The sequence below is a fragment of the Spirosoma profusum genome (assembly GCF_014699005.1).
GTDB lineage: Bacteria > Bacteroidota > Bacteroidia > Cytophagales > Spirosomataceae > Spirosoma > Spirosoma profusum.
This window is the reverse complement of record NZ_JACWZY010000002.1, coordinates 420,218-446,087: the sequence shown is the minus strand read 5'-3', so window position 1 is coordinate 446,087 and position 25,870 is coordinate 420,218. Positions and strand designations below refer to the sequence as shown.

Annotated in this window: 16 protein-coding genes; 1 reads left to right on the top strand and 15 read right to left on the bottom strand. The window is 49.0% G+C overall.

The genetic code is table 11. The features are described from left to right. Nucleotides 1-74 precede the first annotated feature (74 nt). The 15 genes from IC229_RS04175 to lpdA all read right to left on the bottom strand — a co-directional run bounded on the left by IC229_RS04175 (nucleotide 75) and on the right by lpdA (nucleotide 24,514). Entirely contained in the window at nucleotides 75-2,795 is a 2,721-nt protein-coding gene (locus IC229_RS04175) for a PQQ-dependent sugar dehydrogenase (protein ID WP_223833842.1), read from the bottom strand. A 14-nt stretch (nucleotides 2,796-2,809) separates the two neighbouring features. Beyond that, nucleotides 2,810-4,696 (bottom strand): aldolase/citrate lyase/malate synthase family protein, encoded by a 1,887-nt coding sequence (locus IC229_RS04170; protein WP_190885661.1) that lies wholly within the window; start codon nucleotides 4,694-4,696, stop codon nucleotides 2,810-2,812. A gap of 251 nt (nucleotides 4,697-4,947) precedes the next feature. Beyond that, on the bottom strand, nucleotides 4,948-6,207 hold the full coding sequence (locus tag IC229_RS04165) for an MFS transporter (RefSeq protein ID WP_190885660.1): 1,260 nt from the start codon (nucleotides 6,205-6,207) through the stop codon (nucleotides 4,948-4,950). 190 nt (nucleotides 6,208-6,397) lie between these two features. Beyond that, a complete protein-coding gene (locus IC229_RS04160) occupies nucleotides 6,398-7,861 on the bottom strand; it encodes an NAD-dependent succinate-semialdehyde dehydrogenase (protein WP_223833841.1) in 1,464 nt (487 codons plus the stop codon). Nucleotides 7,862-7,964: 103 nt separating this feature from the next. Continuing rightward, the gene (locus IC229_RS04155) at nucleotides 7,965-9,092 is read right to left on the bottom strand and encodes a zinc-dependent alcohol dehydrogenase family protein (RefSeq protein WP_190885659.1); all 1,128 of its coding nucleotides are present in this window, start codon (nucleotides 9,090-9,092) and stop codon (nucleotides 7,965-7,967) included. Between the two features lie 131 nt (nucleotides 9,093-9,223). Beyond that, complete coding sequence (locus tag IC229_RS04150; RefSeq protein WP_190885658.1) at nucleotides 9,224-10,165, bottom strand: D-2-hydroxyacid dehydrogenase; 942 nt, start codon at nucleotides 10,163-10,165, stop codon at nucleotides 9,224-9,226. 183 nt (nucleotides 10,166-10,348) lie between these two features. Next, a complete protein-coding gene (locus tag IC229_RS04145; RefSeq protein WP_190885657.1) occupies nucleotides 10,349-10,972 on the bottom strand; it encodes a YhcH/YjgK/YiaL family protein in 624 nt (207 codons plus the stop codon). Between the two features lie 197 nt (nucleotides 10,973-11,169). Beyond that, complete coding sequence (locus tag IC229_RS04140; RefSeq protein WP_190885656.1) at nucleotides 11,170-12,336, bottom strand: YncE family protein; 1,167 nt, start codon at nucleotides 12,334-12,336, stop codon at nucleotides 11,170-11,172. Nucleotides 12,337-12,501: 165 nt separating this feature from the next. Continuing rightward, a complete protein-coding gene (locus IC229_RS04135; protein WP_190885655.1) occupies nucleotides 12,502-13,947 on the bottom strand; it encodes a RagB/SusD family nutrient uptake outer membrane protein in 1,446 nt (481 codons plus the stop codon). A gap of 14 nt (nucleotides 13,948-13,961) precedes the next feature. After that, the gene (locus IC229_RS04130; protein WP_190885654.1) at nucleotides 13,962-17,147 is read right to left on the bottom strand and encodes a SusC/RagA family TonB-linked outer membrane protein; all 3,186 of its coding nucleotides are present in this window, start codon (nucleotides 17,145-17,147) and stop codon (nucleotides 13,962-13,964) included. A gap of 19 nt (nucleotides 17,148-17,166) precedes the next feature. After that, nucleotides 17,167-18,177 carry a FecR family protein gene (locus IC229_RS04125; RefSeq protein WP_190885653.1) on the bottom strand — a complete coding sequence of 337 codons (1,011 nt, stop codon included), beginning with the start codon at nucleotides 18,175-18,177 and terminating at the stop codon, nucleotides 17,167-17,169. A 66-nt stretch (nucleotides 18,178-18,243) separates the two neighbouring features. Continuing rightward, nucleotides 18,244-18,915, bottom strand: a complete 672-nt coding sequence (locus IC229_RS04120; RefSeq protein ID WP_190885652.1) for an RNA polymerase sigma-70 factor — start codon at nucleotides 18,913-18,915, stop codon at nucleotides 18,244-18,246. 525 nt (nucleotides 18,916-19,440) lie between these two features. Then, complete coding sequence (locus tag IC229_RS04115) at nucleotides 19,441-20,154, bottom strand: LolA family protein (RefSeq protein WP_190885651.1); 714 nt, start codon at nucleotides 20,152-20,154, stop codon at nucleotides 19,441-19,443. Nucleotides 20,155-20,239: 85 nt separating this feature from the next. After that, nucleotides 20,240-22,807, bottom strand: a complete 2,568-nt coding sequence (locus IC229_RS04110; protein WP_190885650.1) for a TonB-dependent receptor domain-containing protein — start codon at nucleotides 22,805-22,807, stop codon at nucleotides 20,240-20,242. 306 nt (nucleotides 22,808-23,113) lie between these two features. Beyond that, the gene (gene lpdA / locus IC229_RS04105) at nucleotides 23,114-24,514 is read right to left on the bottom strand and encodes a dihydrolipoyl dehydrogenase (RefSeq protein ID WP_190885649.1); all 1,401 of its coding nucleotides are present in this window, start codon (nucleotides 24,512-24,514) and stop codon (nucleotides 23,114-23,116) included. A 222-nt stretch (nucleotides 24,515-24,736) separates the two neighbouring features. On the opposite strand from lpdA, the gene prfB reads away from it, so the two are divergent. Beyond that, nucleotides 24,737-25,811 (top strand): peptide chain release factor 2 gene (prfB, locus tag IC229_RS04100; RefSeq protein WP_190885648.1). Its coding sequence is split into 2 segments (ribosomal slippage): nucleotides 24,737-24,796 and nucleotides 24,798-25,811, totalling 1,074 coding nucleotides; the frame shifts between segments, so codons are not numbered across the junction. The last annotated feature ends 59 nt before the right edge of the window (nucleotides 25,812-25,870 follow it).

Genomic DNA, 25,870 nt, shown 5'->3' with positions numbered 1-25,870 from the left:
GATCCTTCCTTCGTCAGAATGACAAAAAATGCTCATTTGGGGATTATTTTCGAGGAGTCAAATATACTCCCTCCCTATTTGAATGTAACAGATGTTACCTGAACCAGAACCTGATTGGATCGTGCCGCCGGATTCTTACCCACAAAATAAACGTCATGCATACTATCTGTAGGTGCTACGTTAACTATTTTCGCTGAACCCTGCCCCGTATTTGACGTAACAGCCGTTTCGCCAATCAACTTGCCTGTTGGCGAATCCAGCCGCACCTCGATAGTTCCTCCAGTGGCATCGGCCCGGCCAGGTACCTGAGCTGCTACGTCAATCTGTTTTATACCAGTCATATCCAGTTTGAAATAACCTAGGTACGCTCCAGATCCTACCAGATAGAACGGGCGGTTTTGATCGGTAATACGTTCAGTTCCTTTCGAAGAGTCAGCCTGCTCGGGGAAAAGTACCGGACTACGTAGCATCACCAACTTTTCGGTCGAGATGGGAGGCAGGGATGGCGTTCCTCTGTCTGAATAAGCCGCCCGAATGATAAAAACACCTTTGCTGGATTGGCTCGTGGGAATGTTGAGCGTATAATTGCCCGACACCGGTAACGACTTCACCGACTTCGGCTCATCAGACAGGCTGAGAATATACGTAACAATAGTAGACGCATCCGCCTGAGAAAGTTGGGGATGGGCACTCATGGTCGCTTCACCCCAAACTCCACTTCCCCCAGTAATAACTTTCCGGGACAAGCGTTCAACGGCGTTCGGATCACCTTTGTATTTCTGAGCGATACGTTGGTACGTCGGTCCAACTGATGGCCGGTCGATGGTGTGGCAGGCCCGGCAATCGCTCTCGGTAATGAGTTTTTGTGCCGTGGCATACGTAGCAGTCATATCGACGCTACGTTGGTTCATCGAAACGGCAACCTTGTCGAAACTCTCAGGAAGATAATCAATGCTCACCGACACCTGTTCAGGAGAAATTTGCCCGCCCGCCAGACTGCCATCTTCTTTGTCTGTTACTGCTACGTCATAATTAATCGACTGACCTACCGTAAAGAACGTTTTATTTCCCTGAAGATTAATCGTTACGTTAGGCGGCTCATTACCCGCTTTTATGTCCAGCGTTTTACTGTTTTGCGCGCCTTTGGCATCCGTCACCGTTAATCGCGCTGTGTACAAACCGGCCTTATCGAACGTAACGCTTGGATTCGGCGTCGAGTACGTCTGTACCAGTTCGCCAGATTTTGTCATGATTTGCCATTCGTAGGTTAACGCATCGCGGTCAAAATCTATGGTACCTGCCGATGAAAACGCTACGTTCAACGGGACAGCTCCAGCCGTTTTATCAGCCGACGCTTGCACTACGGGTTTCCGATTTCCCGCATTGTATTCAATACGTACCAGTCGGGCATTATCGTTTCCGCGAAACCAGGCACTACCGTATTCCAGCAGATACAAATCGCCATTGGCCGCAAATTTCATGTCGATTGGGCTATCGAAACGCTCGTTGGGCAGAAACCGCTCCATCGATACGTAGTTGCTTTGCTCGTCCAGCGTAACGGCCATAATCCAGCCGCGCATGAAGTCGGTAATCAGCCACTTACCTTCGTAATAATCAGGAAACGGACGGAGCGCGTTGGGAAGATCTGCTTTATGATAAATAGGGCCGCCCACGGCGCTACGTCCGCCGTTGCCCATGAGCGGAAACTCGTCGGAAGCCCGGTACGAATACCAGATCAGCGATTTCTGCGCCGGTGGCAACTCCCGCAAACCTGTATTATTGGGCGAATCATTGATAAGTTTAGCCGGGTTAAACTGTTTACCTGCTTTACCGGTGGCATAATCCCTGTCCCAGTAAGCTGCGTTGTTACCCACTACATATGGCCAGCCAAAATTCCCCGCCCGACGAGCCTGATTAAATTCATCATAGCCGTATGGCCCCAGACCAACCGAATCTTTCATATCGGGGCCGACCTCTCCCCAATACAAATAGCCAGTTCGACTATCGACCGAAAGCCGCCAGGGGTTGCGAAGCCCCATCGCGTAAATTTCCGGGCGAGCTTTGGTATTTCCTATCGGAAACAGGTTGCCTTGTGGAATCTTGTATGTACCGTCGAGTTCTGGATGAATCCTGATGAGTTTTCCGCGCAAATCAGCGGTGTTGGATGCCGATTTTTGAGCATCCCATGGACTACGTTCGGGGCGTTCATCGATGGGGGCGTATCCAGCCACCAGACTGCTGAAAGGGCTGGTGTTATCGCCCGTCAGCAAACACAGATTTCCGTCTTTATCGAACACCATGCCGCCCCCGGTATGGCAGCATTCGTCGCGCTGTGTCGGGATTTCCAGCAGAATTTTTCTGGTTTCCATCGCCAGTAGATCACCGCGCATTTCATAACGGGTCAGTACGTTTCGGGCGGGTTCGCCTGGTTGGGCGTAGTACAGATACACCCAGTGATTCTGAGCAAATTGCGGGTCGGGAACAATTCCCATCAATCCATCCTCAGCTTCGCGTACCACCCCTTCCCGATTCGTGTATTTTGTGCTGACAGGTATGGTAGCAATCAGACTCAGGCGGGTGGTAGCCGGGTTGTAGAGGTGGATATCGCCTTTTCGTTCGATGAACAAAATGCGCCCATCATCGAGCGGGGCAAGCGCCATTGGCTCGTCCAGTTTCTCAGCCAGTATTTCGCGCGTAAACCGATTGTCGTCAGGTTTATCTACGTAGTACTGGCTGGTCATGGATAACAGACCAATCAGTCCAATGCAACTCAGGATTAGCCTAGCCCGCACCATACGTATCAACTGTGCTACGTTGTTTTGAAATCGAGGTTTTCCGTGATACGTTTCCCGTCATTGATTAACGTATCCATGTACAACTGAATGCGTTTTTTGGCCTCTGCCAGGTCGGTGTTATTCAGATTGATGTTCAGCAAGTCGATGAACCAGGGGGCTTTTATCTCGCTAAAGACATACACAGTCGCTATCTCCCTGGAGATGGGCAACGTAGTGGTTTTTGAGGCATCGAAGACATCTTTACTGCTGGCTTTCAATAACTTTTCGTACTCTTCGTCCAGTAATTTCTGATAGAGTTCGGCTGAAAAAACCGAACCGGCTTCGAGGCCCAGCGCAGAGTCAGCTTCAGTCAGGACGGCTCCTTTGTGTAGCCATTCCCAGAGAATGCTCAATCGAATTTCACCTGTTGCCATGTCTTCCATCAGATACAGAATATCGTCGTTTCCGAAGAAGTCGGCGGGTTTCAGGGCGGCTGCCTGCATTCCCTGCCCAAAAGCGTTACCGTATTGCAGCGCTACGCTCAGTAAGTTGCGGGCTCCGCGAATATCGGTTGGTGCTGGCTCAAGCTGCATCAGCCCGTCGGCGTCTTGTTGCGTGTACGTCAGGCGCGGGAATTGGCGGCCTAATTGATTAGCCTGATCCACTTTCTCCCAAACCGGTCTCACTACGTGAACCATTTTCCAGTGAGCCACCCATTTACCGCTTGCCCCTTCACGTTGTTCCCGTTCGGCACCGGCTACCGCTTTCTGCATACTGGCCGATACGCCCGCTTCGGAGCCTACCGGAATGTTCGGCTCCATGCCGCCCTGCCATAGCGCAAAATTACCATTGATGTCCGGCGTGTTGACCGCCCGACGTACCCGGTCTTCGTAATTACGCATGTAGCCATAGGTCATGGTAATGGCTTCGATGTTGGGATTGACGAAGCTTTTATCCCAGGCCAAGGCATCAGATACGCTATTGATGTAATCCCAACGACCAGTGTTAAAACCTACGAAATGCTTACCCAAAACCGCCCGAATTTCCATCAATTGATGCGTTGCCTCCAGTTGCTCGACCAGTAGGTAGACTTTAATTGTGCCCTCTGCTAATCCCAGATGATTTTCAAGAGCGCTGAGAAGGGCGTTCCAGACAGCGGCTTCTTCGGCCGTTTGTATTTTAGGCAGATACAGCACAATCGACGAACCCGCGTTTTGCAATGCCTGGTAATTATTCACTACGTAGAGCGTCAGATCCACGATGGAAGCGGCCATCGCTACGCCGTCAGCATCACGGATGTGGCGGTCATCGAGATGAAGCCCGCGTGCCCGGAAAATTTTCGTCGTGAAATCGAGCTGTTTTTCCCAATCGGTAATTGTGCTACGTCCTAAGAATGACTCAGCCCATTTGTTCATTTCGGTAGCAACCTGCTGCGCTACGTTCAGGAAAAGTGGATCTTTATGAATGGCCAGTTTCAGATTGCGTTGGTTATCGAGCGACATGGTTGCGGTTTGGCCCAGCGCATCTTCACCATCGAACATCCAGCCGTCGGCACCCGACAGTAGGGCATACGCTACGTTCCGAATACTGTTTTCGGTAGGTGCATTTGGTTTAGCCGCCGGCCCCGTTCCCTGAATCCATTGACGCTGTAAATCAGCCGGAATCACGGCTCCTTCAAATTTCCCATCGCGGGCGTCCTGCACGCGGATGGTCGTTCCGGGAATCACACTATCGGGGTCGAGGAACGTAATGCGGGTTTTAGTTTGTTGGCGAAGTGCCCGGCGCTTCATCCGGGTGTCCATCACCTCTTTGATACGTCGGTTAAAAGGAGCCAGCGCGGAAAGAGCCGCCAGAGCTTCAGGCGTGTAAACATCGGAATAGCTTTCCTGAAGATGCGGGCGGATGGTTACGTCATTCGTCATAGTCTTAGAACTCAAAAGCAGATTAGGAATAATTAGTCTGTGAAGTAGGTAATTTTTGGTCAATTTTATTGTCAGGTGTGGTTGATTATTCTCTATTCGCTCATTGAAGCTGTTTTAGGGACAAAGCCTACAAATAAGTGTTTTTTGTCATGCTGACGCAGGAAGCATCTTAAGGTTTCTTCACACACGAGTTTGGAAACTTTAAGATGCTTCCTGCGTCAGCATGACAAAAACGCCTTCACTGAATTACGCTATTCCTCCAGGAAATCCAGGTCTTTACCGCTGGTTTCGTCCATTTTCCAGAGTCCAAGATACGCAATAAGCATGGTCAGGAAACCCAGTAAGGCGGCTCCATCAACAATACCTATTTGTTCCCTAAAGAGCAGGAATAACGGCGTCATGATGTTGATACTTCCCCGAACAAAGTTAGGCACGGTTGTCGCCACAGTTGCCCGCAGATTCGTGCCGAATTGCTCGGCGGCAATGGTGACGAACAACGCCCAGTAGCCAACCCCAAAACCCAGGGCTACACAAATGGTATAAAACATCGTGGCCGACTGAAATGGTACGTAGAGATACACAATAATCAGTAAAGCGGTCCATAGCAGAAACAGGGCGAGTACCTTTTTCCGGCTGTTCAGGTATTGACTAAAAAAGCCACTCGACAAATCGCCAATTGCCAGACCGATGTATTCCCACATGACCGCTTTACCCGCCACAATGGGTTCACTCAGGCCGAGTGCTTTGCCGAATTCAGGCGAGAACGTCATCAGAATACCCGCTACAAACCAGACCGGTAGGCCAATCAGAATGCAGCGCAGGTATTTCAGGAATTGATTTTTTGACGAAAACAGCTTGAAAAAATTACCCCTCGTAACCGTTTCCTGTGCTTTGACGTGGCTAAAAATACCAGATTCGACAACGCTTACCCGCATAATCAGGAGCAGTAAACCCAAGCCCCCACCAATGAAATACGCATTACGCCAGTCAAACTGATTCGCAATAAAATAAGCCATAACGGCGCCCAGCATCCCAACCGACGCCACCAGCGACGTACCATACCCCCGAATTTCTTTCGGCAGAATTTCGGCTACCAACGTAATACCAGCGCCTAGCTCTCCTGCCAGACCAACCCCTGCAATGAAACGTAGCACGGCATACTGATCCACCGACGTAACAAATCCATTAGCAATGTTGGCCAGCGAATAAATCAGGATTGACCCGAAGAGTACCGACAGACGCCCGCGCTTATCGCCCAGAATACCCCAGATAATTCCACCAACCAACAGACCGGCCATCTGCATGTTGATGAGGTAAATGCCCTGAGGCAGCATGGCGGTGTCGGCAACGCCCAAATCTTTGAGGCTCTGCACCCGAACGATGCTGAACAAGAGCAAATCGTAGATATCGACAAAATACCCCAAAGCCGCTACGATGACTGGGATTTGCAGCAATTGGCGCAGCAACGACGGAGAAAGCGACGGTTTAGATTTAGTGACAGGTTCAAGCATAGGAAATTATCGATTTAGGGTTCCCGTCATTTTTGTCATTCTGACGAAGCCGGGCCGCCGGAGCGGAAGAATCTTAAGGTGTCATTACCTGAGAGTTAGGAAGCTTTAAGATTCTTCCGCTCCGGCGGCCCGGCTTCGTCAGAATGACAAAAAAAACACATTCTCAATGGGTTACTAGAAACGGACAGCTTTATAATCCGCCAAAGCACATGTACTTGACTTCGGTGTAATGATCCATGCCATATTTGGAGCCTTCCCGACCGATGCCCGATTCTTTAACGCCACCAAAAGGAGCTACTTCGGTAGAAATCATGCCATCGTTGATGCCCACCATGCCGTAGTCCAGGGCTTCGGCTACCCGCCAGCATCGGTTGACGTCGCGGCTGTAGAAGTAGGCAGCCAAACCATAGGGAGTTGCGTTCGCCTGTTCGATCACTTCCTGTTCGTCGGTGAATCGAAATATGGGCGCTACGGGGCCAAACACTTCATCCTGAGCGATAATCATGTCGGACGTAGCATCCGTCAGAATAGTCGGTTCAAAAAACAATCCGTCGAGTTCGTGTCCACCAACTAAGATGTTCGCTCCCTTTGACAGGGCATCTTCCAGATGGCGCTTCACTTTATCCCGGCCTTTTTCGTTGATTAGCGGGCCAATCTGTACATCGTTGTCGAGCCCGTTGCCCACACGTAACGCTGACACAGCCTTCGTTAATTTTTCCACGAATGTATCATAAACAGCATCATGCACGTACAGACGGTTGACACACACACAGGTCTGGCCGCTGTTGCGGAATTTCGAAGCCATCGCCCCTTTCACAGCCGCGTCCAGGTCCGCGTCTTCGAAGACAATAAACGGCGCGTTACCACCCAGTTCTAGCGATATTTTTTTCAGATTCGACGCGCACTGTTTCATCAACAACTTCCCGGTGGCCGTTGAACCCGTGAACGAAAGTTTACGGATTTTGCTGTTCTCGCAGAGTTCCAGCCCCACCTCGATATTCTGGGACGTAGTGATCGTATTGTAAACACCAGGTGGAAAACCCGCTTTTTCAGCTAGTTCTGAAATGGCGAGAGCGGTCAGGGGTGTTTCGGTAGGTGGTTTCACGATGACCGGGCAACCAGCCGCCAGCGCCGGACCAACTTTTCGCGTAATCATAGCCAGCGGGAAATTCCAGGGTGTAATTGTTGCCGTTACGCCAATGGACTGCTTAATCACCACGATACGTTTGTCCTTGGTGTTGGCCGGAATCACATCTCCGTAGGTACGTCGAGCTTCTTCGGCAAACCACTCGATAAACGAAGCACCATAATCGACCTCACCCCGGCTCTCCGTCAGCACTTTACCGCATTCAATGGTCATGAGCCGGGCCAGTTCTTCCTTATTTTCCAGAATCAGGTTGCACCACTTACGTAGCAGAATGGACCGTTCTTTGGCGGTTTTATCGCGATAAGCAGGCCAGGCAGCGTGGGCAGCTTCGACGGCGTTACGTACGTCATCCCGATTCATGTCCGTTACGGAGGCCACTACGTCGCCGGTTGCCGGATTCACTACGTCGAACGTAGCACCACTAGCGGCACTGACCCACTGGCCGTTTACGTAAGCCTGCGTCCGAATTAAGGTGTTTGTTGAGTTCATGTTTAATTCTTTTGTCATTTATGGTCAGGAATAGTCATTTGTCGTCATTTATTATTCACTACGTAAAAACAAATGCAACTCCTGACTATTGACTGACAACTAATGACTATAGATGACTTTCTTAAAACGTGATTATCTGGCGAATGGCATCTCCTTTGGCCAGTCGTTCAAAACCTTCATTTACGTCGTCCAACTGAAGTTTATGCGTCATCAGCTTATCGACTGGCAGGCGCCCGGCCTGATAGAGTGAGATGTAAGCGGGAATGTCGCGTGCCGGAACACAACTACCAATGTATGAGCCTTGCAGCGTCCGCTCGTCGGCGACCAGCTTAGTTGGCGATAACTGCATCATTTTACTGGGATGTGGCAAACCTGCCGTAACCGTTTTTCCCCCTCGGGCTGTGGCGTAATACGTGAATTCTAGTGCCGCTACAACACCGGCAAACTCGAACCCAATGTCGACACCACCACGAGTCAGGTCTTTCACCTGCTCAACGGCATCCGATTGGGAAGAATCTACTACTGCATGGGCACCTAATTCAAGCGCTTTGGTCATTTTATCCTTATTTACGTCGGCTACGATGATTTTACTGGCTCCGCCCGCCAGCGCACCCAGCAAGGCGGCAAAGCCAATTCCGCCCATTCCGGTAATGAGTACAGTTTGCCCAAGCGACAATTTGGCCGTATTGATGACAGCCCCTACTCCCGTCATGATAGCACATCCAAACAGGGCAGCAATATCAAAAGGGAGTGTTGGGTCGATTTTGACGATGGACTTACGAGAAACTACGCTGTATTCAGCAAAACCTGATACGCCCATGTGGTGATGAACCAGTTGATGATGCTCATCCTGAAGTCTTGAGCCGCCACCTAACAATTCTCCCTTGTTATTGGACGCCAAACCGTTTTCGCAGAGGGCCGGACGACCTGTCATGCAGGGCATACAGTGTCCGCAAATGGGCAGAAACGAGAACACGATATGATCACCAACCGCCAGATCATGGACGCCGGGACCAAGCTCAACCACTTCGCCAGCCGCTTCGTGCCCCAAAGCCATCGGCATCTGGCGGGGTCGATTGCCGTCGATTACCGACAGATCAGAGTGACAAAGCCCTGCTGCTTTGATCTTTACCAAAACTTCGCCCGCCTGTGGAGGCTGCAAGTCAATGTCTTCGATACTCAGCGGCTTGCTGTTGGTGTATGGGCGCTCCAGGCCCATCTCATGTAAAACGGCGGCTCTGATTTTCATGTAATAATTTAGTCAATTTTAGGCCCGACAGGCTCCGGCTGTCGGATACTCCGTAGTAACTACTCAGTTAGTCGCTGTCGCGACTCCGACAGCCGGAGCCTGTCGGGGCCTATATTCAATCCAACTATTGACTAATTCCCATTTTTCAAAAACTCATCAATATTCTGTCCTACTTTCTCTATAAGCAGGGTTCGGGCTTCGATGCTGGCCCAGGTAACATGCGGAGTCAGGAGTAGTCTTTCTTTGTGCCGAACATGCAGCAACGGATTGTCCGGACAGATGGGTTCTTTGGTAAACACGTCGATACCTGCCTTTGCGATTAAGCCTTCGTCCAAAGCTCTGGCCAGGTCCGCTTCGTTCACAATTCCGCCCCTTCCAACATTGATCAAAATCGCCGATTTTTTCATACGCTGCAACCGGACGTAGTTGATGAAGTTAGTCGTCTGCTCGTTTAGGGGCGCGTGAATGGAAATAACGTCGCAGGTACGTAAGAACTCATCTAATTCCAGGCGTTGGTAAGGCTGCTGATTGTTCTGGCCCGACGTCGAGTAATAAACCACTTCGCAACCAAAAGCATCTGCAATTTTCGCCACCTGTCGCCCGATATTCCCCAGCCCAACGATGCCAAACCGTTTTCCGGCTAGCTCCCAGAATCCGTTTCCGAAATGGGTAAATATGTCGGTTTTCGAATAGCCTCCGCTTTTCACGTAGTGGTCAAAATAAGGCATATCGACCAGCAGATGAAGCAGCATAGCAAACGTTCCCTGTGCTACGCTCTGGGTCGAATAATCCATTACGTTCTTCACTGGAATGCCCCGTTTTTCGGCGGCTTCCTTATCGACATTATTGGTTCCGGTGGCGGCTATACAAATCAGCTTCAGGTTAGGAGCACCTTCGATAACAGCCTTATCCAGGACAACTTTGTTCGAGATAATAATGTCCGCGTTTTTTGTGCGCTCCGAAGTTTGTTCGGGCTGGGTTGTTTCGTAATACGTTACCTGACCATATTTTTCGAACCGATTCAGATTCGGTACGTCACCGACCGTTTTGGTATCTAAAAACACTACGTGCATACTAAGTCGAGAGCTGGAAGCTAGATAAACTTTTCTATGGAGGGTGTTTTTGTCATGCTGACGAAGGAAGCATCTTAAGGTATCCTAATTCTCAAATAAGGAGAAAGATGCTTCCTTCGTCAGCCTGACAAAAACACCCATTTTTAATTTTTCCCGAAAGTGTAAAATAGGTTCATGAATAGGCTAGGGAGTTGGCGTTGTTCTCACTTTAACCACCACTTTTTTAACGCCGTCGTATCCTTCGACTTTGTTGCTGGGATTATGCGCTTCGGTGGGCGTAACGATGTAGAAAATACCGGGTTCGGCAACGTAGAACGGCCCATCGTCAGTCGAATAAAAACCGATGTCTTTCGCCGAGTCATAACCTACTGCTACGTTCCCATTTACTTTCTCGACAGGCGTAATACCGATTTTTTCTTTTCCTTTCACAACGAAATGGATATCCGTGTAAGTCTGATGGGCTTCCCACTTCGAACTGTTGATTTCGCGGGGTGGACCTTCTGAAATGGTCGCAAATACATTCTCGTCGTCGATGGGGTACTTGCCCGGACGCAGGCGGGTGAAATCTGTGTTTTTCAGAAACAGGAATGCTTTATCCCAGGCAGCCGGGTTGTTATGATACCGTTTGGCGAACTCTTCTTTGTTGATGCCTTCGCCCGGTTTGGCGGGTAAGCCATTCAGCCATTCCATCTTGGTGTACCATTGCTCAGCCTTCTTCCCCGTCCACTCTTCAGCCGATTGAGCGCGAACGGCAGATCCGATCAGTAATACTAAGAGCGCGAGAATATATGCGGAGAGTTTTTTCATACCCTTTGAATAACAAACAATTAACCCGTATCAGCCCACTGCTTTAGCTATGGGTAATTAAGGAAATATTCTTTGGCAAAAGAACCGTTTCAACGGTTTACTGAGTAAAAACCGTTGAAACGGTTCAATCGTAAATGGGTTTGTTTTACTCGATGCCCCACAGCTAAAGCAGTGGGCTGAAATGTCTACTTATTCAATTAATTCTTGGTCGCCTTTCTCACCTGGCCAAGACCGAACTGATCGCCGGCGGCAACGGGTTTTCCGCCATTGAAGTGAATTTCGACCATTTTCTCGCTTTGAACGTCGTTGTGGTCAGCATCTTCCAGATTCGTAATGATTTTGCGGGTTTTCACATCGATAACCTCGCCGGTTGCTGGATAGGCGTATTTACCATCCAGGCTAAACGTAATCCAGCCGGGCATATCTTTCAGCGCGATCGTGGTTTTCTGGACCGGTGGCATCACTGTGTTGTCAAAAACGTGCAGGCGGAGATTATGGCCGTCGCATAACCAGAGTTCTTTTTCATCGGGCGTCAGGCCAATGCCGTGACTAGGGCAACCATGCCGCCTTACTTCACCAACATTCCATCCTTCGACCACTACCCGATGCAGGAATTTACCGGTTACCAGATCCCCAATCTCAAAACCGAGCAATCCATTGACGTTTACATAAACGAGCGTCTGCGCACCGTTGATCGTAAACGGGCGGATTTCGGCGCCAAACGGACCTACCTGTTTAGACACAGTATGCGTTTTCGTATCTGCTACGTTCAGCATGGTCGACTTCAGACCAGCCATATACACTTCTTTACCATCAGGTCCGTAAATGGTGTTGTGTGAACCGGAATTGGTAACAATTTTGGTTATTACGTCTCCTGTTTTGGCATCTACTACGTTCCAGTGCGCTTTTTCGAGTGAGGGTGCGTAAATAATCTTGCCGTCGGGCGAAATCGAAATCCGGTCGACGCCCCCTTCGTATTCCTTTTCCCAAAGCGTTTTTTCCGTGACCAGATCGATGCATTGAATTGCTTCTAACGTACTGATATAGATACAGTTGGTAGACAGACTCACATCGACCCCCTTTACGTTCGATGGAATACCTTTTTTCATCATGCCACCGGGCGTTTTGATGAACTTCAGAAACTTGTGATTATTGTCGATGTCGAAGACCTGAATCCCATGACCGCCATAACCCAGATAGTTACGAATACCAGGCGTTACTACGTACAACAGACGCTGAACTTTAGGGGCTGGTTTTGGGGCAGAAGTTGTCAGTTTGTCGCCCGATGACGCTATCCAGGCAGTGGCCGATACGAAAATCAGGCCGCTTAACAGCAGCAGAAAAGCGGTTTTAATTGTCTTCATAAATTTGGTGATAGAAAAGGGTTCAAATTCATTTTTATGGAAGAATAAAACGTTGTCTGTTTACCCCTAAATCCCCTAAAGGGGACTTGGCTCGTGATCAGACAAAGTTCCCTTTAGGGGATTTAGGGGTAAACAGACAACGTTCCATCAGTATTGGCAATTGATTTATTGATAACCCGGATTCTGCGGGAATATGGTCGTGTTATTAATTAACTGAATCTGAGCCAGCGGAATCGGGAATAAGACATGGTGCGCTTTCATTCCGTATTTCGCCATGACATTAAGCGCCTGGCCGGTACGTATCAGATCAAACCACCGATGTCCTTCAAAAGCCAACTCCCGCCGACGCTCCAGCACAATTTGCTCACGTAGTGCGGCTTGGGTTATGCCCGCTGCCAGGGCGTCGATACCAGCTCGGGTACGTATCTGATTCAGATAAGGCAGAGCGGCTGTCGTTTTACCGTTCTCGTTCAGTGCTTCGGCGTACATCAGTAATACGTCGGCGTAGCGGATTACCTTCCAGTTTGCCGGGCTGTCGTTGGCCGTGGCAATCTTGACAATGTATTTGCGGGTGTAGGCCGACATGTTGTTCGAAGAAACCAGCAATGGAATGAATTTACCAGTAGCATCCGTATAGCCTTTCGAAGCCGTCAGGTCTTTGCGTTTGTCTTTCGCTTCGAACAAATCAAACAAGACCTGGTGGGGCGTGTTCTGATCATCGACCGAACCAGCGATTCCATAGAAAGCGATCATAGATGTGACTTTGGGCGTAAACCGATTGGTATAAATGCTGCCTTCACCACCCAACCCCTGCTCGTATTCGATATCGAAAATGAATTCGCTATGGTGTTCGTTTTTGGTGTAATCCCACAAATCGGCCCAGTTGGGTAGCAGCGAATAGCCCATAGTAGTTACTTCCTGTAGTTTTACTTCGGCCTTTGTAAAATCTTTCCGGGTGAGATATACTTTGCCCAGCAACGCCCGAGCGGCCCCTTTCGTGGCCCGGCCAACTTCGGAACCAGCATAGGTGGCTGGCAATTTGGCTTCGGCATCCAGCAAATCCTTGATGATAACTTCATCATAAATTTTATCCACTTTTTCGCGGGGCGTAGTATATGAGTCAGCGATGCTCAACGATTTCGTGACCATCGGTACGTCGCCGAAGATTCTGACTAGATCGAAATAAGCCAGCGCCCGCAAAAATTCGGCCTCGCCGATGTGACGGTTTTTGTTGGTGATGACAGCCGCATCAGTCGAACCGATTCGCTCCAACAACGTATTGGCCCGGGTAATGGCTTTATAATAGTTGCGCCAGGTGGTGATCAATGTTCCGTCGTCGTTCGAGAGGGTGAAGTTATCAAAGGCGCCCGCCGTACCCTTAACCAGTTCATCCCACACATCATCACCCCGGATATCGCCGTAGTAATACATGTTTGCGTACTGATCCTGATAAATTCCGTAAATACCAACAATAGCATCCTGATAATCTTTGTCGGTTTTATAGAGCACATCAACCGTTACAGTATCTATTGGCAGGATTTCAATAAAATCTTTCCGACAGGAGGTCATCAGTAACATGACCATCGCCACAACTGAAACTATCTTTTTCATGGAGATTAGAAGGATTAGAAACCGATGTTGATACCGAACAGAAGACTTTTGGCCGTGGGGTAATCGTACCGTTCGTTACCGGGGGTCAGTGGGCTATCGCTCCGGCTAACATCCGGGTTGAAGCCGATGAACTTCGTAAAGAGGAACGGGTTATTCGCCGTTACGGACAAACGTACTGAACTGAGCTTGGCCTTCCGGGTAATGGCTTCGGGCAGGACGTAGCCGAGAACGATATTGTTGATACGTAGGTAAGACCCATCGTCAAGCCAGCGTTGGCTATAGGTACCTCTGAAATTCCCCGTCGGTACGTCGTTGGGCCGTACGGAGTAGCCATCGCCCGGCTCCGTCTCCGATTTCCAGTAATTGTTCATGAACGCGTACTGCCGGAAGCGAGCGCGGTCGTTGGCAAGTTGCTCTCTCGACAGGGCAAGTACGCTGTTTCCCTGTACACCCTGCAAACTGATGCTCAGACTCAGATTTTTAAAGGAAAAGCTGTTCGTCATACCGTAATAAAAATCAGGATAGGGCGAGCCCATAACCGTTCGGTCGAGGCTATTGATGACACCATCCGGCGTTCCGTTCGGACCGCTGACATCGATGAATCGAACGTCGCCTACCCGCGAGGCATCGCGTCCGCCCGGATTCCAGAGCGGTCCCCGGTCCAGTTCAGCTTTGGTTTTGAAAATACCGTCGGTCAGCCAGCCGTAAAACATACCCACGGGCTGACCGATCATGGTAATATTTCCCCCCGAAATAATTGGATCACCGGAAGGCCCTAACCGAACCACTTCGTTTTTATAGGCTGAGAAATTCAGTGAAGTTTCCCATTTAAAAGCGCCCTGCGTATTAAATGAGTTCAGGGTAATTTCCCAGCCGGTGTTTTTCACTTCACCGATGTTCTGCAACGCCGTATTGAAGCCAGTAATGTCAGGAATGTTGACGTTCAGCAGCAAATCTGTATTTTTTGACCGGAAATGATCCAGGGAAAGGGCTATCCGGCTGTTCAGGAAACTCACATCGACACCTACGTTTACCTGTTGCTGCGTTTCCCAGGTCAGATTTGGGTTGGCCAGCCGTCCCGGAGAGAAGCCGCCAACACCCGTTCCACCCAGTACGTATTTTTCGTAGTTAATGGTGGCGAGGTGGTCGTAGTTACCGATGTTGTTATTCCCGGTTTTTCCGTAGCTGGTACGTAGTTTAAGTTCGCTGATAAACCTAACGTCTTTCATGAAATTCTCGTCCGAAATCCGCCAGGCCAGCGCTGCTGAAGGGAACAGGCCATATTTGTTCTGCGCACCAAAACGTGAGGAGCCATCGGTACGTAACGATGCCGTTACGTAGTATTTGCTGTTATAGTTGTAGTTGATACGTCCCAGATACGACACCAACGACCACTCCGCTACGTTAGAAGAACCACCGGTCAGAATACCGCTCACCGCGCTCAGCGTTGGCACGAGGTTATTCGGATAACGGTTGCTGGTCAACGAGTTGTATTCAAACGTTTCCCGTTGCGTCGTGTAGCCCAATAGTCCAGTGAAGTTGTGTTTGCCCAGGCTTTTGGTATAGTTCAGCGTCGTTTCCGTAATCCAGTTCAGTCGTTGCGATGCATTGTCGGTACCCGATGCCAGTTCATTCAGGAAGGCCGCCATTTGAGGCTTGAAGTAGCTTCCTTTAATGTTCATCAGGTTGATGCCAAGCATGACGTTGACCTTCAGGTTATCCATGATGGCATAGTCGATGAACGTATTACCCAGAAAACCAACCCCCTTTTGCCGGGCCTTAATTTCTTTAGCCAGCGCGAGCGGGTTTTTGCTGGTCACCACGGCATCCAGCCCATTACCAAACGGATAATAACTCCCGTCAGGATTTAGCAGCGATTGATACGTTGGAATGACCAGTGCATTATACAACGGGTTGTTGGTAATATCAGAAAACGTTGCTACGTCCTCGGCACCCGCTCCACCTACATTGAATTTATCGGTGTACGAAGGATTCAAATTCACTTTCAACGTGAGTTTTGGCGAGAGTCTCGCGTCGAGATTTGCCCGGACGGAGTACCGTTTGAAATTGGTATTCAGAATAATCCCGTCCTGATTAAAATACTCTCCGCTAATGGCATAGCGCATGTTCTCGCTGCCGCCAGATGCCGTTAATTGGTACTGCTGCTGCGGACCGCTACGTAGAATCGCATCAAGTGGGTCTTCGTTGGTGGTGAGTTTTCCCGAAAGCACGTCCAGAATAGTTTGCGGAACGGGGGCTTTCCAGTTAAGCGGGTTACCTGATACGTCGTTGCCTTCATCCAGATTTCGGTTGCGCACGCCGTCGAAATAATGCTGCGCTTCTTCTATCCCTGTTTGCAGCACGGGCCGTTTGGCTATGTTCTGAAAGCCAAACTGATAGTTGAAATTAATAGCAGCCTTACCTAATTTTCCTCGTTTCGTGTTGATGATCACCACGCCGTTTGCGCCCCGCGATCCGTAGATGGCGGTAGCCGACGCATCTTTCAATACGTCGATGGTTTCAACATCGTTCGGGTTCAGGTTTTGTATGCTGGAGATTGGAAAACCATCCACAACGTAGAGCGGTCCGGCCCCCGCCGAAATACTACCAACACCACGTATTCTGATTTGCGGAGCGGCACCGGGTTCACCCGAAACGGGTTTCACCTGCACGCCCGCCACTTTCCCGATCAGGGCCTGGTCGATACGTGGCGCAGCCATTTCCTGAATGGATTTACTGCCTACCGAAGCCACAGCCCCCGTCAGATCTTTCTTTTGAACGGTGCCATAGCCAATTACAACGACTTCATTCAACGTTTTGTCGTCAGCTACCAACGTAACGTTCACGCTCGTGCGGCTCCCCACAACGATTTCCTGCGACGCATAGCCAACAAAACTGAAAATCAACGTAGCAGCCGTGTTCGGCACGTCTAGTTTGTACCGCCCGTTAGCATCAGTGGTCGAGCCTTTCTGGGTTCCTTTCAGCAGAATACTCACACCCGGCAAACCTTCACCTTTTTCATCTGATACAGTACCCTGAACCGAAATATCGGCTGCCTGTTCTCCTGCTACGTTCATCCTCCCCGTTGGAGAATTCTGTTCCTGCAAATGCTTCACGCTTGCCAGCGTTTGGGAAAAGCCTGGATATACTCCTCCCATCCCTACCCCCAGCAGGAGTAGAATACGTACTAATTTTTCCATATGGTAAGGGTTTATTTAGTTAATGCGGTTGCACCACGATGAGCGTATCGCCTTGTCGCTTGTAGGTCAGATTAGAAGCGCTAGTGAGGGCCTCAATCAGTTCTTCAGCGTTGTTAGCCGTAAAGGCGCCCGAAACAGCCCACTGCCTTAATTCTTCGTCCGGGAAATCCAGGTAGATACTATAATTTTCCCTAAAAAGTGTACTGATTTCCTCCAGAGTGGTCTGGTCGAACACAAACCGATGTACTTTCCAGGATCTGAGTTCCTGCGGGTTAGCTGCCTGTTTTAAACTGACGTGTCCCTGCCGGTCGAACAGCACCAGATTACCCGGTTTCATCGTAAGCTGCTTATTCATTTCGCCTTCCTGATACAGAAGCTGTACCTTCCCTTTATTCAGAATCACTTTCCGACCGTGCTCGCGGGTGTTCACCATAAACTCGGTGCCCAGTACGACAACCTCAAAATTCTTATTGGTCTGTACAATGAATTTTTGGTGATTGGGCATGTGCTTAATGGCGAAATCCGCTTCACCAGCCAGTATCACTTTACGGGTTCGCTGACCAAATCCAAATCGGGGTACTTGTAATGTAGAGTTGGCGTTGAGTGTAATCCGGCTACCGTCGGAAAGTGTAATCGAACGAGTTTGGCCAAAGGGTGCCTGATACGTCGTGTATATAAGTTTGTCGCTGAAACGAACACCGCTGACCAGCAAAACCCCCGCAACAGTAGCTGCTACTAGCCAGCGAAACAAGGAACCAGCCCCCAACGGACGCTCTACAACTTCAGGTAAGGAAACAGGCGCATTAGTATCATCCGGTTCCGAAATCATCCGGTTTGTGTGGCGTTGCATGGCATCCTGTACGTCGGCAACGAATTGAATATTCTGATTTTCCCAAATAGCCAGGCACTCGAAAAATAATTCCCGATTCTGTTCCTCTTTCGCCCACTCATCAATCTGCTGCTTTTGCAGAGCGGTAGCCCGTCCGGCAAAATAGTTGAAAAGGGATTCTTTCGATACCTGCGGTTTCATGTGTAGATAAGTTGTAATCTCATGACGATTTAGCCCCGGAAAAACACTTAGTCGATGTCGGATTTATTACCAGAGCCCTGCGAGTAGACAAAGTAGAAACTGCCATTTATTTTTGAGCGCATTTCGAATCTGATGAATGGCCTGATACAAATGCGACTCCACGGTTCGAAGCGACAGGCTTAACTCCTCGGCGATCTCCTGGTATTTTTTGCCCTCAAATCGATGCATTACGTAGATCTGACGCCGTTTCAGAGGCATTTCGTTGATGGCATTTTCAAGATCGTGGTAGAGTTCTTCGTATTGGGTAATGGCATCGGGGCTTTGGGTGCTATGGGCGGGCACAAATTCAGCATTATCGAGCGAAATACTCTGCCGCATTTCGGCCCGGATGTAATCGAATGCCCGATTACGAACCGCCGTAAAGAGATAAGCCCGAAATGAAGTGGTTATTGACTTAAACCGAAGTTCACTGTGAAATTCATAGAAAATATCCGATACAATATCTTCAGCGATGGCTTTTGAAGCAACGTAGCGCACAGCATGGCTGCATAAAACGACGTAGTACTGGCGAAACAACAGACTGATTCCTTTGTCGGTATCCTGCTCAAACGTTTTGCGAATGAACAACTCTGTGTCCAGATACGACTTTTCCAGCGGAATGGAATCAGGATTATCTTCCCTCCAAAAGTTTGGATGCACCATCTTTTGGGAAACAGGTAGCGGCTGAATTGGTCCCATTTTGGTTGGTAGAGGAAAGTATTGATTTTATATCAGGTTAGGTTAGTTGCGTAGACTTCACTCGGTAAGTACAAGATACGAATGCTACGTTTCTCTAAAGACGACTAAGTTCCCAAAAACACTTAGTCAATTTTTAATTATTTTTTTGAATTATTGAATTTTAATGTGAAAGCTAGTTAAGTACGGAAGAATGCTCAAAGGTCACAGAGCAAAAGTACTCTGTGACCTTTGAGCATCCGAGAATATACGTAACGTAACGTGAATTATGAATATTTGATAAGATAAATTCCTAGTTAACAAGGTTTCGTAGTGCTTTTTGTCATCCTGACGCAGGAAGGATCTTAAGGTTTCCTAGCTCTCTAGTAGGGATACTTTGAGATCCTTCCTGCGTCAGGATGACAAAAAATCACTAACCCATTATTCACCTTACGTAGTAATACAAAATGACCGCCGGGTCAGCAGTTTTTAGGCTACTGACCCGGCGGACGTTTTGAAATGAGCATTATGAAGTGCCGAATAAGCTATTTACTTAGCTGGTTTCTTGAAAATAGCTTCGTCAACCGGGCCGTTGATCGTTATTTTCTCGGTCGTAAATGTAAGGGCACCCTGTGGCGAATTCATTTCCATGGTATTTGGAAATTTAATACCATCTTTCTCTTTGTAGTTCGACAGGCTGATTTCGCCCGTCTGCCCGTTCATCGCCATCTTGATTTTGCTGATCAGATACGTATCGGCATCGACAAACTCTTCCACGGTCTGTCCTTCTTTCGTGGTCACTTTCAGGTGGTAAGCGTCTTTACCGTCAACTTTCTCTTTGCCGACCAGTTCAATCTTGTTACCTTTTTCCTGGTAGTTAACCAGCGGCCCAAACGGATCAAGCTGGCCCATTTGCTGCTTCACCTGATCGGCAGGCATTTCTTCAGGGTCGCCTGAGCCGCCCATCATGGCCGGACGAATCATCCAGCCGGTGCTGCCATCCACTACCTGAACCATCGAATTACCCATCACCGACGACTCGGTACGCATGGCTTTACCGACTACCACCGTCGATTTGGTTGGTATATCCATGCCCTGCACCGATAGCGAGCGTTCGGTATAAACTGATTTCACACCGCTCAATTTATCCTTACCACCCAGGGCAGCAACGTGTTTATCAACGATTTCGTCCACGGTCTGAGCGTATGCGCCGACGGAGAAGCAAACGGCCAGTGTCGCGGCCAGAAATTTATTGGTTTTCATTTGTTAACTGGGGTTTGATTAAGTTAAGTAATTAGGGATTTGAACGTAACGCGAACGGTTGTAGTGAACCGTTCGCGTTACTTATTTATTGACGTGGCGTTCCGCCCCCATTCGAAGTTCCACCTCCACCCTGGTTCTGGCCGTCACTCTTCACGTCATCGTTATTAACCGATTTCGCTTTTTTGCGGGGCGCTTCCATCGTCATCTTACCAATTTTGTACGTAAACGTCAGACGAATACCCCGGTTATAAAGATACACATCATTTGTTTGATTAAACAACGGCGAGTTCAGAACCGTGTGAATATTGAACCGATTGTTCAGGAAGTTTTCAGCCGCTAAGCCCACACTGGCCTTTTTGTCCTTGAATTCTTTTTTCACGCCAACCGTGTAGAAAGCAAAACCACCCTGTGTACCCTGCAACTGCACCTGATTTCCCTGCATGAACCCAAATGCCTGCGCTCCCCAGCCATTTTTGAACGTAGCATTCAGGAACGAACCACCGCTTATGTTTACGCCTGTGTTGGTGAATGTGGTCGATACTCTGTCGCGGCCCATCGCCTGACCGGTTAAGCTGGTATAGAACCCGTTCAGGAAGATACCCATGTTGATTTTCGACGTAAAAGCTATGTTCGTGAACAGGTTGATGCCATAACTGTGCTGGCGGCCAATGTTCTGATACGTAGTAACGATGGCTCCGGGAAGTGAATCGGAAGGCTGGCTCACCTGCGTAATCGCGTTGTTGGTTGACCGGCCAAAGAACGTAGCGTTCACGAACGTTTTGCCGATGGTTTTGCTTACACCCAGTTCAAAATTATTGGTTAACTCAGGACGTAGTGTTGGGTTACCGACCTGAATCACCTGTGGGTTCGCTGCATTGAAGTTGGGGTTCAATTGTTGCAGACCAGGACGTTGAATCCGGCGGTTAAAGCCCAGTTTCAACGTAGTGCCTTTAAAGGTTTTCGACGCATTCACACTGGGTACCAGCACGCCATAGTCGCCAACGCCTAAGTTACCTCCTTCGCGGGTGCTGGCATCGATAAAGGTGTGTTCGTAACGCGCTCCGCCTTTGAACGTATAGCGATTTTTGGTCGTGTAGGTGTAGGACGTATAACCGGCAGCGATGTTCTGGTGATACGTTAGTTCGCCCAACGTATTGTTGGCTTCGGTACTGAAAACACCAGAAGGGCCAGCCACCAGGTATTTATAATCACTGTTTACTTCCCGAAAAATAGCTTTACCACCAAATTCAATCAGTTGGTTTTTCTTAATTGGCGTCTGGTAATCGGTTTGCAGCGTAAACTCCTGGTTTATATTACTATTCAGGTTCCGCTGACGACTCGTCAACTGTCTGGAACTGTTCAGAAGATCGGCATCGAAGTTGTTAGTCAGATCGTTGCGGCTATATAGGGTCGAAATGCTCCACTCCTGTTGTGGTTTAAACGTATGCAGGTAATCGATGTTGGCATCGACAGTTCCAGATAGGTTTTTGGCATCAACATTCCGATTCGACGTCGACGTAAGCGAGTTGTTATTAAATAGCTGAGTAACCAGATCCTGTTGGTTTGCAAAGTTGCGGACGCCATAGCGAACTCCCGCCGTTAAACTTTGATCTTTAGCCAGATCGTAGTCAAATCCCAGATTATACTGACCAAACATACCCGAACTACGTCCGTCACCTATCTGACGAGTCAAGGTTTGCACACCGTTTACTTCACTGCTTTGGTCCAGACTGGTCGACGTTTTTGTGTTGTATATCGCCCGACCGAAGCCGCCTAGCGTAAAGCCAGCTTTGCCTTTGCGGTAGTTACCGTTTAGCGCCAGTTGCGCCCCCCGGTTCCCCACGCCCGAATCAATGTTGAGGTTCAGACCCTGCAAACTGTTCTTTTTAGTGATGATGTTGATGATACCACCCGATCCTTCAGCATCGTACTTGGCCGATGGAGACGTAATGACTTCAACGGTTTTAATCTGATCGGCCGGGATTTGCTTCAACGCGTCAGCCACGCTGTTGGCAACGATAGTCGATGGTTTGTTGTTGATCAACACACGAATATTCTGGCTACCACGTAGTGATACGTTCCCATCCAAATCGACGCTGAGCATCGGCACTTTACGAAGAATGTCGGTGGCGTCTCCACCTTTAGCGGTAATGTCTTTCTCGGCATTATAAACCAGCCGGTCAACTTTTTCTTCGATAAGAGCCGCCTGACCCACTACGGTTACTTCTTCCAGGGTTTTAATGCTGGAACTCAGTTTGATAGACCCTAAATCAAGATTCTGACCATCGACCAACGTAACGTTATCGATGGTCTTATTGCGAAAACCTACAAAACTAACCAGCACCCGATATTGACCAGCAGGCAGTTTTGGTAGAGTGAACTTGCCTTTCTCATCGGCGACCGTACCATCGACGGCTTTATCGTTCGATTTGTTGAAGAGAGCAATGCTGGCAAATTCAACCGCTTTGCCTTGCGCTGAGTCGGCTACAGAGCCAATGATTTTAGCAGTTCCTGTGGGTCTTGTGTCCCCAGCAGTTCCAGGTAAGGCTTTGGGTTGAGTGCTTCCTCCTCCCATTGGGAATTGAGCCTGAACCGGGCCTAGCAAAGTAAGAGCAAGTAGAAGTGTTGTGAGTAGAGCGATGTTCGTTTTCATAGCATCAGATTGATGCTACAAAGGTGACTCCAGATAAATTCCTATAAAAAGGAAAAGGGATAAACTCAGTATTCAACCGGATGGATGCCGGTTTATTGGTGACGAATGAATGAGGAGCTCTTTCGCTATGCATTTTATTTGTTATGCTGACGAAGGAAGCATCATAAGGCATCCGAACGAGCCAAAAAGGAAACGTTAAGCTGCTTCCTTCGTCAGCATGACAAAGAAATGCTACGTATTAAAACAAAATGCCGCTAAGTTGCTACGTATCACAACTTAACGGCATTGACAAAAAGCTATCGAATTCTACAAGTGAATAGCCTCACCGTAAGCCGCTTCCGTCGCATCTTTGATGGCTTCCGACATGGTGGGGTGCGGGTGAACGGCTTTCAGAATTTCTTCGCCTGTGGTTTCGAGTTTGCGGGCAGCTACTACCTCGGCAATCATTTCCGTTACGTTGTTACCGATGAAGTGAGCCCCTAAAAACTCGCCGTATTTGGCATCGAAAATTACCTTCACGAAACCTTCCGGAGTACCGGCGGCCTTCGCCTTACCCGATGCCGAGAACGGGAACTTACCCACTTTCAGTTCGTAACCAGCTTCACGAGCCGCTTTCTCCGTGTAACCCACCGAAGCGATTTCAGGTGAGCAGTACGTACAACCCGGAATGTTGTTGTAATTCAGTGGCTCTACGTGTGCCAAGCCAGCAATTTTCTCAACGCAGATGATGGCTTCAGCCGACGCTACGTGTGCCAGCGCCTGACCTTTCGTGCAATCGCCGATGGCGTAATAACCATCTACGTTGGTGCGGTAATAATCGTCGGTTACGATTTTGCCCCGATCAACGGCGATACCCGTTTCTTCAAGACCAATGTTTTCGATGTTAGCCACAACGCCAGCCGCCGACAGTACGACGTCGACGTCGAAGGTTTTCTCACCGTCGGGCGTTTTCACAAACACTTTGCAGCCGTTGCCGCTCGTATCGACTTTCGTTACTTCCGATTTTGTGTAGATGTCTATACCGAGTTTTTTGTACTGCTTGGCGAGTTCTTTGGAGATGTCTTCATCTTCAACGGGCACTACGTTCGGCAGGAATTCAATGATGGTCACTTTCGTGCCCATGCTGGCATACACATACGCGAACTCAACACCAATGGCACCCGAACCAATCACCAGCATCGAATCAGGCCGTTTTTCGAGCGACATCGCTTTCCGGTATTCGATCACTTTGTTGCCGTCGATGGGGACGCTTGGCAACTGACGCGCCCGACCACCGGTGGCGATGATGATGTGTTTGGCTTCGTATTCCGTAACCTTACCATCGGCAGCCGTTACGTCTACTTTCTTGCCTTTTTTCACTTTACCCGTGCCGGCAATGACATCGATTTTATTCTTCTTCATCAGGAACGTAACGCCTTTGCTCATGCTATCGGCAACGCCCCGACTCCGTTTGATTACGGCACCAAAATCGGGTTTCGACTCGCCCGAAATAGTAATGCCGTAATCGGCGGAATGCTTGATATATTCAAAAACCTGCGCGGATTTCAGCAGAGCTTTGGTGGGAATACAACCCCAGTTCAGGCAAATGCCGCCGAGACTTTCGCGCTCGATGACAGCCGTTTTCAATCCCAATTGCGACGCCCGGATAGCAGCTACATAGCCGCCCGGCCCGCTACCCACAACGATTACATCGTACTGTGAAGCCATTATCTATGAAATGTATAATGAAAAATGAGTAATGCGATCTCTTGAAGGAGAACGCAAAGGTAGGTTGAAAAGTTGATACCGAGACCAAACCCTTCTACCACCTGCTTTTGTTCTATCTTTGTGATTTAAAATTGTTACGCAGAGGTTAAAAAAGATTCACAGAGAAAAATATAGAAATACCTCTGCGTAACAACCAAATTTTCAAACCAAGAAAACAAGTTCATGACAACTGACCAGTTGACCGACTTGAGAGCCAGAGTAGAGGCTCTAAGGGGGTATCTTTGACTACGATAACAAGAAAGAACAATTAGCCGAACTCGAACAACAAACCTTTCAGCCCGAATTCTGGTCGGATGCTGCCCGCGCCGAAGGTGTAATGAAGCAGGTACGCGGACTAAAAGGCTGGATTTCTGGCTACGAAAACCTGAACACCCAACTCGGCGACCTCGAAACGCTGTTTGAGTTCTACGAAGCGGGCGAGGTAACCGAAGAAGAGGTCGATGAAGAAAAGGAAAAAGTACTAATCACGCTCGATGACCTTGAGCTGAAAAAAATGCTCGGTAACGAGGAAGACCAGCTCAGCGCCGTCCTCGAAATTAACGCTGGTGCCGGTGGTACCGAAAGCCAGGATTGGGCCGATATGCTGTATCGAATGTACATGCGCTGGGCCGAAAAACACGGCTACAACCTTAAACAGGTCGATTACCAGGAAGGCGATACGGCGGGAATTAAATCGGCTACCATTGAAGTCGACGGTCCGCTGGCGTATGGTTTTCTGAAATCAGAGAATGGCGTTCATCGATTGGTTCGTATTTCTCCGTTCGATTCTAACGCCCGACGGCACACGTCCTTTGCGTCGGTGTTTGCCTATCCGCTGGTTGATGATACCATTAACATCGAAGTGAATCCGGCTGATATTGACTGGGATACGTTCCGATCTGGCGGTGCTGGTGGGCAGAACGTAAACAAAGTAGAAACGGCGGTTCGATTGCGCCACCGGCCTTCTGGATTGATTATTGAATGTCAGCAGGAACGGAGTCAGTTGCAGAACAAAGAGGTGGCGATACGTTTGCTGAAATCGAAACTGTATGAGATTGAAGTTCAGAAACGTAACGCGGCCCGCGCCGAAGTCGAAGCCGGTAAACAGAAGATCGAATGGGGATCGCAGATACGTTCGTACGTACTGGACGACCGGCGCGTGAAAGACCATCGTACTGGCCATCAAACGTCCAATACGGATGCGGTTCTAGATGGTGATCTGGACCCGTTCATCAAAGCCTTTCTGCTCGATCAGTAATAGGATTCATCGAAAAACCCTGCCTGACGTAACATTCGGGCAGGGTTTTTCGATTATTT